Source organism: Ferruginibacter sp. (assembly GCF_014377975.1).
Classification (GTDB): domain Bacteria; phylum Bacteroidota; class Bacteroidia; order Chitinophagales; family Chitinophagaceae; genus Ferruginibacter.
Genome location: NZ_JACMOO010000097.1, coordinates 1 through 9,397, shown reverse-complemented (window position 1 = coordinate 9,397; position 9,397 = coordinate 1). Strand labels below are relative to the sequence as shown.

At 38.9% G+C, this 9,397-nt stretch carries 11 protein-coding genes; all 11 read left to right on the top strand.

Annotated elements, in window-relative coordinates; translation table 11 throughout:
- On the top strand, positions 1-587 hold a 587-nt coding region (locus H7254_RS05915; protein WP_301932091.1), incomplete at its 5' end, for an energy transducer TonB.
- Between the two features lie 84 nt (positions 588-671).
- Positions 672-929 carry a hypothetical protein gene (locus tag H7254_RS05910; RefSeq protein ID WP_301932090.1) on the top strand — a complete coding sequence of 86 codons (258 nt, stop codon included), beginning with the start codon at positions 672-674 and terminating at the stop codon, positions 927-929.
- A 44-nt stretch (positions 930-973) separates the two neighbouring features.
- Positions 974-1,882 carry a PstS family phosphate ABC transporter substrate-binding protein gene (locus H7254_RS05905; protein ID WP_301932089.1) on the top strand — a complete coding sequence of 303 codons (909 nt, stop codon included), beginning with the start codon at positions 974-976 and terminating at the stop codon, positions 1,880-1,882.
- 67 nt (positions 1,883-1,949) lie between these two features.
- A complete protein-coding gene (locus H7254_RS05900; protein WP_301932088.1) occupies positions 1,950-3,644 on the top strand; it encodes a lipopolysaccharide assembly protein LapB in 1,695 nt (564 codons plus the stop codon).
- 102 nt (positions 3,645-3,746) lie between these two features.
- Positions 3,747-4,142, top strand: a complete 396-nt coding sequence (locus H7254_RS05895; RefSeq protein WP_301923273.1) for an NADH-quinone oxidoreductase subunit A — start codon at positions 3,747-3,749, stop codon at positions 4,140-4,142.
- A gap of 109 nt (positions 4,143-4,251) precedes the next feature.
- Positions 4,252-4,812 carry an NADH-quinone oxidoreductase subunit B gene (locus H7254_RS05890; protein ID WP_301923274.1) on the top strand — a complete coding sequence of 187 codons (561 nt, stop codon included), beginning with the start codon at positions 4,252-4,254 and terminating at the stop codon, positions 4,810-4,812.
- 66 nt (positions 4,813-4,878) lie between these two features.
- Complete coding sequence (locus H7254_RS05885) at positions 4,879-5,385, top strand: NADH-quinone oxidoreductase subunit C (RefSeq protein WP_301932087.1); 507 nt, start codon at positions 4,879-4,881, stop codon at positions 5,383-5,385.
- Between the two features lie 56 nt (positions 5,386-5,441).
- Positions 5,442-6,662: an NADH-quinone oxidoreductase subunit D gene (locus H7254_RS05880; RefSeq protein WP_301923276.1), complete on the top strand. Its 1,221-nt coding sequence runs from the start codon at positions 5,442-5,444 to the stop codon at positions 6,660-6,662.
- A gap of 295 nt (positions 6,663-6,957) precedes the next feature.
- Positions 6,958-7,461: an NAD(P)H-dependent oxidoreductase subunit E gene (nuoE, locus tag H7254_RS05875; protein ID WP_301932086.1), complete on the top strand. Its 504-nt coding sequence runs from the start codon at positions 6,958-6,960 to the stop codon at positions 7,459-7,461.
- Between the two features lie 6 nt (positions 7,462-7,467).
- Positions 7,468-7,602 carry a hypothetical protein gene (locus H7254_RS05870; RefSeq protein ID WP_301932085.1) on the top strand — a complete coding sequence of 45 codons (135 nt, stop codon included), beginning with the start codon at positions 7,468-7,470 and terminating at the stop codon, positions 7,600-7,602.
- Between the two features lie 452 nt (positions 7,603-8,054).
- Positions 8,055-9,397: NADH-quinone oxidoreductase subunit NuoF (gene nuoF / locus H7254_RS05865; RefSeq protein ID WP_301932084.1), on the top strand; the 1,343-nt coding region annotated here is incomplete at its 3' end.

Here is a 9,397-nt window from a genome sequence, read left to right as displayed (position 1 = left end):
TGCCAAAGCCAACAATCGCCGATGCCAAAAAAGAAATACTAAAAACTGCAAAAGCACAAAAAGCTCTTCAAAGTAAATTGACCACGCCACTGATAGTGGACAGTAAATCCAGGGCGGATACATTATTTGAAATTAAGCCAAATCAATTGACGGGCAGCATCAATATGGTGGGTGGTAAAGATGAAGATCCCGGAATTATTGGTGTACCAGCTGGTGTTGAAACAGATGGCGGCCAGGTGCCAGCGTCAACAGTCGTTTTGGTTGATAAATCAATACCAATGGATGATCCGGAAATAGAACCTGGTTACCCAGGTGGTATCCAGGCATTAAGAAAATTTTTAGAAAGAAACCTGGTAAATCCTGCAGAAATGGAAGAGGGAGAAATGGTAAGTGTACATATAAAATTTGTGGTAGGGTTTGATGGAAAATTACAACAGTTCAAGGTAGTAAAAGATGGTGGAGAAATCTTTAATAAGGAAGTTATCAGGGTATTGAAAAAAATGCCCGAATGGATACCCGGTAAATCAAGAGGAGAAAATGTATCGGTGAATTTTACTATTCCAATAAAGTTTGTACCGGTAGAATAATTATACGTAATAAATTTTGTAAATTGCCGCTTTGCCAGACCTCTGGGATATTTTATAAACGCTTGCTAATTTATCAAAAAAATTATGGCACTGGAAGAATTTGAGAACGAGCCTTTAACGGAAAGGGAAAAGGGGATGATACGGATGCGTTCTATCACCAATTATGGAATGGGATTTTTTATGGTAGTAGTGGGGTTCTTCTTTATGTTTCCTACCAGTTATACCCACCGGTATATTGATCAGTACGATCCTGCACTTATTAAAATATTTGCAGTGATATGCTGGTTATATGGCGGTTTCAGACTTTACAGAGGCTATAAAAAAAATTACTTCAGAAACTGATGGCGATAACAATGCATAAGCTGGCAATGAACACATGGTGTGTTATGCTCATAATAGTTTTAATAATAATTGGTTGTCAATCAAAAAAGAAGAAGACGGTTTTTGATTCGCCCACTAACGGAAACATTAACATAAGTGTAGATGAATCATTTAAACCTGTAATTGATGAACAGATTAAAATGTTTGAAGCATCTTACCCGAATGCAAAAATTAACGTGCATTACAAACCGGAAGCAGAATGTTTAAAAGATATCTTGATGGATTCCGCTACCAGGCTGGTGATTGTTACCCGTGGGCTTAATAGTAAGGAAGAACATTATTTTCAGGATTCGATGGATTACGTTCCCCGGTGGGATAAAATTGCTACAGATGCCATTGCGATTGTAGTAAATGCAAATAGTACCGATACTATTTTTACGCTTAAACGCCTGCAGGATCAACTTTCAGGCCGGATGGGTAAAAAAGAGACAATAATATTTGATGGGCTGAGTGCCACCAGTATTGTGCGGTTTGCCACAGACAGTATTTTAAAAGGAAGAAGTTTCGATACCAGTGTGGTAAAGGCGGTAAGGGGTAGCAAAGCGGTGTTGAATTATGTGGCATCGGATGTAAACGCAATTGGTTTGGTGGGTATTAGCTGGATAGGAAACCCGGAAGATACCGCACAGGTTAACATGTTGAAGCAGGTGAAAATAGCATTTGTACAATGTGATATTTGTCCCGATTCGCCTTATATAAAACCCAACCAGTTGAGCATTCTTACCAAAAGATACCCTTTGGTACGTGGGTTGTACTATATTTTGAAAGAAAATTACAATGGGCTTGGCTCGGGCTTTGTAGATTTTATGCAATTTGAAAGAGGACAACTTATTTTTAAAAGAGCTTATATGGGATCTGGTAAAATGGGGTTTGCAATACGAAACGTAAATATTAATGAAAAATTAGTAAAATAATACAGGAGGTTTTTGGCAATTAGGTATAAAATTAATTATTATTGTAAAGTTTTAATAGTAACGAAATATGAAAAAAATGAAATCCGGAATGCTGTTTTTATCTGTCGTGTTGTTTTCAATATCGTTGAAGGCGCAAACTATTGACCAGGCCAAAAGCTTGTTGTATTATGAAAGATACAAGAGTGCCAGGGCAGCTTTTGAAAAATTAGTGGCAGCCAATCCTAATGATGTAGATGCTGTTTACTGGCTGGGGCAAACTATGATATCGCCTGATGATAAAACCGCAAAAGATGTGTCGGATGCAAAGGCGTTGTATCAAAAAACTTTACTCGCTAACAGCAACAGTGCATTGTTACTAGCTGGTATTGGCCATATTGAGTTGCTGGAAGGTAAAGACCAGGATGCAAGAAATCATTTTGAAACAGCCATCAGTATTTCGCAGGGTAAAAGTGTACCGGTATTAAATGCGGTAGGCTTCGCCAATGTAAATGCAAAAAATGGTGATGCGGCTTATGCAATTGAGAAACTTAAGTTAGCAATAGCGGCTGTAAAGAAAATGAACGACCCGGATGTATATGTAAATTTAGGTGATGCGTATAAAAAAACAGGTGATGGCGGGCAGGCACAGATTGCCTATGAAGCTGCACTGGTATTGAATCCTAAATATGCAAGAGCCTCTTACCGCATTGGTAAAATTTATCAGACGCAAGGCGCTACACAGGAAGAAATTTATATGAAGTATTATAATGAAGCGATTGCAAAAGATCCGGCATATGCACCAGTGTATGAAAACCTGTATAACCTTTACTACACTACAGATGTTCCGAAATCTGCGCAATACCTGGATAAGTTTCTTGCCAACACAGATGATAATCCTAAAAATTGTTATTTGAGGGCTTCCATTTTGTATGCACAGGCATTGTTTGCCGATGCGGTTAAAAAAGCAGATGAATGTATTGGCAGCAGCTCAACACCTTATCCCAAATTATTTGGAATTAAAGCGTACGCTTATAATAAATTGAATGATTCTATTAATGCGAAAGCTTCCTTCGAAAAATATTTTCAACTGGCAGATACCAGTATTATCGGGATGGGAGATTACTCTACCTATGCTTCACTATTATTAAAGTTTACCGGTAATGATTCCATAGCAGGTTCTTATGTAGATAAAGCAGTGGCCCTCGACACGCTTGAAGCCAACAAGGTTACCTATTTGAAAGCCATGGCGGCTAATTATGAAACGCAGAAAAAATTTAAGGAAGCCGCTGTCTGGTATAATAAAGTGGTAAATGTAAAAAAAGCGCCTGGAAAGGTAGATCTCTATAATGCTGGTTACAATTATTTTAGAACCGGTAAGTATGATGCCGCAATAAATATTTTTACTTTATTCAGCCAGAAATTCCCCGAAGATGCTTTTGGATATTACATGGTGGCTAAATCCAAATGGGGGATAGATTCTTTAATGGCCCAGGCTGCTGCCAATGCAGATTTTGAAAAAACAATTGCTGTAGGAATGACGGATAGTGTAAAATACAAACCCCAGATCATTGGTAGTTATAAATATTTTGTAGCCTATTATGCCAACATTAAAAAGGATAATGCAACGGCAATTGAATATTGTGATAAGATTTTAGCTTTGGATCCTTCAGACGCTGAAGCGATCAATAACAAAGCGGCATTGTCAGCTCCAGCACCAAAACAAAAGCCTGCAGCCGCCAAACCAGCTGCAGCTAAGTCTGGCGCTGCTCCCAAAAAAAACTAAAAAAAAGTAGTATAGCATAATCCCGCTTCATTTCAATGAAGCGGGATTTTTCTTTTTAAAACGTAAGATTGTTTTTTGCTCCTGCTGCCTTATTTTTGCGGTATGCAATTCTTTATTCTACAAGCTGGTAATGTTAATAATGCCACTAATTATTTACCCATTGTTTTGCAATTGCTGTTTGCCATTGGTTTTATAGTAACTATGATGGGATTAACGCATTATTTTGGTCCTACAAGAAGCACTTCCGATAAATTGAAAAATTTTGAAAGTGGGATAGAAATTAAAGGAAATGCCCGTCAGCCCATGGCCATCAAATATTTTTTAGTCGCCATTTTGTTTGTTTTGTTTGACGTAGAAGTTATATTTTTCTACCCTTATGCTGTTAATTTCAGGGCTTTGGGCTGGAACGGCTTCGCAGCGGTAGTAATGTTTGTTGCACTGTTTATCGCTGGCTTTATTTATATTATAAAAAAAGGAGCATTGGATTGGGAAGATTAGACAATGTGAAAATTAGCAAATTCAAAAATGCAACAATCTTTGCTGCGCATTGTTTTAATAATGTATCAATTTTAAAATTGAGCAATTTTTAAATTTTCAAATTAATAGTATGCGTCCCGTACAATATAATACAAAATTAAAAACAGTAGAAGCTCCCGAAGGAATGATGGGAGACGGCTTTATGGCTACTTCCCTCGAAAAGGTAGTGGGCCTTGCCCGAAAAAATTCAATCTGGCCCTTACCCTTTGCCACTTCCTGTTGTGGCATTGAGTTTATGGCAACCGCAGCCAGCCATTACGATATTGCAAGGTTTGGCGCAGAGCGAATGAGTTTTTCTCCCCGTCAGTGCGACTTGTTGATGGTAATGGGAACTATTTCAAAAAAAATGGGTCCGGTTTTACGCCAGGTGTATCTGCAAATGGCTGAACCACGCTGGGTTTTATCTGTTGGAGCCTGCGCCTGTAGCGGCGGTATTTTTGATACCTATTCCGTATTGCAGGGAATTGACCAGGTGATACCGGTAGATGTATATGTTCCAGGTTGCCCGCCAAGGCCCGAAGCTATTTTGGATGGCTTTTTAAAAATACAGGAGCTTGTTGGGCAGGAAAGTTTGCGCAGAAGAAAAGGTGAAAAATACAAAGAACTGCTGGAAAGTTACGGAATACAATAAAATTTTAATTGCCCGGCTGGTTTGATGCTGCCGGTATTCACAATAAATGTTTAAGTCTACAGCTACATGTCCTTAACGAACGAACTGATACAGCAAAAACTTACAGATAAATTTGGTGACCAGTTAACAGATTGGGTAGTGCCTTACGGCATGTTAACATTTACTGCACCTAAAGAACTAAATTTAAAAATACTACAGTTTTTATACGACGAACCGGAACTGAAATTTCAATTTTTAACAGATTTACAGGCAGTGCATTATCCCGATAGTAAAGGGGCTGAACTTGCTGTAGTGTATCATCTTCACAACCTTACAGATAATGTCCGTTTGCGGTTTAAAATATTTACAGATATTAGTAACCCCGATGTGTACAGTGCAACCTCATTGTTTGCTGCGGCAAATTTTATGGAAAGAGAAACCTACGATTTTTTTGGCGTAAATTTTAAAGGTCATCCCAACCTGATAAGAATATTAAACGTAGATGAAATGGATTATTTTCCCATGAGAAAAGAATTTCCGCTGGAAGATCAAAGCAGGGCAGACAAAGATGATGAAATGTTTGGAAGAGGATAATTGAATAGGATAACAAAGTTTATATAATTAAAACAAAAGCCCGTTTTGGGTTAGGTATGAGCGATCACATTTTATTACCAGAAGGCAGTATAGAAAAGTTAAGTACAACGCTTAATCTGGGGCCTACTCACCCGGCCACTCACGGCGTATTTCAAAATATTCTGGAGCTGGATGGTGAAAGGATTTTAAAATCAACTTCTACGGTAGGATATATTCACCGGGCATTTGAAAAGCTGGCAGAACGAAGACCACTGTACCAGATTACGCCACTTACCGACCGGTTAAATTATTGTTCTTCTCCCATTAATAATATGGGCTGGCATATTACCTGCGAAAGATTGCTGGGAATAACGCTTCCCAAACGTGTAGATTACCTGCGTATCATCATCATGGAATTGTCAAGAATATCAGATCACCTGATCTGTAATTCCATTGTAGGGGTGGATAGTGGCGCATTTTCAGGGTTTCTTTACCTGATGCAATTTCGGGAATTGATTTACGAAATATACGAGGAAGTTTGTGGCTCCCGGCTTACCACCAACATCGGGCGCATTGGGGGTTTTGAAAGAAATTTTACCAAAAGGGCATTTGAAAAACTGGAGCAGTTTCTGGCTACCTATCCTAAACAATTAAAGGAGTTTGAAAATCTCTTTAACCGCAATCGTATTTTTATGGAGCGTACCATCGGTTGCGGTGCAATCAGTGCAGAGCGGGCACTAAATTATGGTTTTACGGGTCCTAATTTAAGAGCAGCCGGCGTTGATTATGATGTTCGCGTACATACACCTTACAGCTCTTACGAAGATTTTGATTTTAGTATTCCTGTCGGAAAAACCGGCGATTGCTATGACCGCTTTTTAGTACGCAATGAAGAAATGTGGCAGAGTTTACGTTTGATAGAACAGGCTTATAATAAAGTAAAAGAATTTAAAGGTGCTGAGGCAGAAGTTTTTCATGCAGATACCCCTGCATATTACCTGCCGGAGAAGAAAGATGTGTACACCAAAATGGAAGCATTGATCTATCATTTTAAAATCATTATGGGCGAAACAGATATCCCGGCAGGCGAATTGTACAGCTCGGTAGAAGCAGGCAACGGCGAATTAGGTTTTTATCTTATCAGCGATGGAGGAAGAAATCCATACCGGCTGCATTTCCGGCGCCCCTGTTTTATATATTACCAGGCATTTGAAGAATTGGTGAAGGGTGGAATGTTGAGCGATGCGGTAATAACCATGAGTAGTTTAAATTTAATTGCCGGCGAACTGGATGCGTAATTAATTCATTTTGTATAAATGAGCTATTTGAAAAAAACAGGCTGAAAAGTTTCTTTTGACAAACAGATGAGGAAGATTTATTTATTGATGCAGTTTTACCCTGCGGTTTTGATGAATAAAAGTGTTTGTATCCAGTTAGGAAATGAGATAATTTATATTGATTTGTTTTATGATTTTCTAAAAGTTGATTTTAAAATTGTTTATAAAGAATAAAAATAATATGGTTGTAGGCGGCACAAGGTTTTATGGGATGTGGACCGGTTACAAAAAATACTAAAAAAGAAATAGTAAATAAATGGAGATTGTTTTTTCACAAGAAAAATTAGATAAGGTTAACGAAATAATAAAACGTTACCCTGAAGGCAAACAAAAAAGTGCATTACTTCCTGTACTGCACCTGGCGCAAGATGAGTTTGGTGGCTGGTTAGATACACCCGTAATGGACTATGTGGCCATACTACTGCAAATTGAACCGATTGAAGTATATGAAGTGGCCAGTTTTTACAGTATGTATAACTTGAAACCAGTAGGTAAATATTTGTTTGAAGTTTGCCAAACGGGGCCCTGCATGTTAAATGGCAGCGATAATATCATCAACTATATCAAATCAACATTAAATATTGGCGTGGGCGAAACTACCGCAGATGGTTTGTTTACATTGAAAACGGTGGAATGCCTTGGGGCCTGCGGCTATGCACCAATGATGCAGTTAGGTAAAACGTATCGGGAACATTTAACCAAAGAAAAAGTAGATACTATTATTGAAGAGTGCAGGAATATGGCAGTACGAAATAATTAAATTTTAATGAAAAAACTTATACCGTATTTAAAAAAAGCAACTGCCTTGCCAGAATATAAACTGCTGGTAGAATTTGAAGATGGAATTAAACGCATTATTGATTTGTTGCCCTGGAAGGGGAAAGACGTATTTGCATATTAGAAAGATGAATGAAACTTTAAATTATTTAAAATAACTGATAATAAAAAGCTGGAATGGGATGAGGAAATTGATATGGATCCGGATTCATTTTATTTGAGATTGAAAAATAAAATCTTTGAAGAATATGCCCAAAGCGTTGAGATATAGATATAGCAATGGCTGGGTACAAACTAAGGCGGACATTAAAAGGATCTTGAAAGAGGCTATATCAGTTAGCAGGATTTAAACGAATACAGCATTACAATAGCGATGAACGAAGACCTGTCCAACATTCGTTATTAGGGACACTGCAAAGTCACCTTACAAGGGTCAACCAGCAACTTTCGGTTAATTGTATTGGAAGTATGGGTAAAGAAAAGCAAACGCTGGATATTATTTTCCAGTCAGGCGGTTAAATTTAGTAAAGATATAATTCAATCATAATCAAATCTCCTTTATGGAGAAAAGGCTTTATGGCAAGAAAATTATTATTAGACAAAGTAAATATCCCCGGCATCAAAACCTACGAAGTATATCGCCGCGAAGGAGGTTATCGCAGTGTTGAGAAGGCATTAAAAATGGCTCCGGCAGATATAGTGGAAGAAGTAAAGAAAAGCGGTCTGCGTGGCCGTGGTGGCGCTGGTTTTCCTACCGGGATGAAATGGAGTTTTATTGCCAAACCCGAAGGTGTTCCAAGGCATTTGGTGGTGAATGCAGATGAAAGCGAACCGGGTACATTTAAAGACAGGTATCTGATGGAGTTTATCCCGCATTTGCTCATTGAAGGAATGATTGTATCATCTTTTGCTTTAGGCAGTAATGTTAGTTATATCTATATCCGGGGTGAGTATGCCTGGATTACAGACATTCTTGAAGATGCCATTGCAGAAGCCAGCACAAATGGTTTTCTAGGAAAAAATATTTTAGGTACCGGTTTCGATTGTGAAATTTATGTTCAACGTGGGGCCGGCGCTTATATCTGCGGAGAAGAAACTGCGTTGATAGAGAGCCTGGAAGGAAGAAGAGGCAATCCCAGAATCAAGCCACCGTTTCCGGCCATAAAAGGGCTTTGGGAACGACCAACCGTTGTAAACAATGTAGAGACGATTGCAGCAGTTGTGCCCATCATCAACGAAGGTGGTGACGAATATGCAAAAATCGGTGTAGGCAAATCAACGGGTACAAAGTTAATTTCTGCCTGCGGCAATATTAATAAGCCAGGCATTTACGAAATTGATATGACGATTTCCGTAGAAGACTTTATTTTTAGTGACGAATATTGCGGTGGCATACCCAACGGTAAAAGATTGAAAGCATGTATACCAGGCGGTTCATCTGTTCCAATTCTTCCGGCCAATTTATTGCTTACAACCGCCAAAGGTGAAAAGCGCCTGATGAATTACGAAAGCCTGAGTGACGGAGGATTTGCAACCGGCAGCATGATGGGGAGCGGCGGTTTTATTGTGTTGGATGAAGACCAGTGTGTGGTGAGGAATACGATGTCGCTCGCAAGGTTCTATCATCATGAAAGCTGCGGTCAATGCAGTCCCTGCCGCGAAGGAACTGGCTGGATGGAAAGGATACTTAAGAAAATTGAAAATGGCAAAGGTGAAATGAAGGACATAGATTTGCTGTGGGATATTCAACGTAAGATAGAAGGAAATACCATTTGTCCGTTGGGAGATGCAGCCGCATGGCCGGTTGCAGCAGCAATTCGCCATTTCAGGGATGAATTTGAATGGCATATATTGAATCCGGAAAAATGTTTGACGGAAAATTTTGGATTAAAGCATTATGCAGATCCGATTCACGTTCC

Bases quoted from the DNA above. Each gene is read 5' to 3' on its own strand.
- H7254_RS05880 (WP_301923276.1), top strand. From the start codon at position 5,442: ATGAGCGATCACATTTTATTACCAGAAGGCAGTATAGAAAAGTTAAGT.
- H7254_RS05900 (WP_301932088.1), top strand. From the start codon at position 1,950: ATGAAAAAAATGAAATCCGGAATGCTGTTTTTATCTGTCGTGTTGTTT.
- H7254_RS05905 (WP_301932089.1), top strand. From the start codon at position 974: ATGCTCATAATAGTTTTAATAATAATTGGTTGTCAATCAAAAAAGAAG.
- H7254_RS05870 (WP_301932085.1), top strand. From the start codon at position 7,468: ATGAAAAAACTTATACCGTATTTAAAAAAAGCAACTGCCTTGCCAGAA.
- nuoE (WP_301932086.1), top strand. From the start codon at position 6,958: ATGGAGATTGTTTTTTCACAAGAAAAATTAGATAAGGTTAACGAAATA.
- H7254_RS05885 (WP_301932087.1), top strand. From the start codon at position 4,879: ATGTCCTTAACGAACGAACTGATACAGCAAAAACTTACAGATAAATTT.
- H7254_RS05895 (WP_301923273.1), top strand. From the start codon at position 3,747: ATGCAATTCTTTATTCTACAAGCTGGTAATGTTAATAATGCCACTAAT.
- H7254_RS05910 (WP_301932090.1), top strand. From the start codon at position 672: ATGGCACTGGAAGAATTTGAGAACGAGCCTTTAACGGAAAGGGAAAAG.
- H7254_RS05890 (WP_301923274.1), top strand. From the start codon at position 4,252: ATGCGTCCCGTACAATATAATACAAAATTAAAAACAGTAGAAGCTCCC.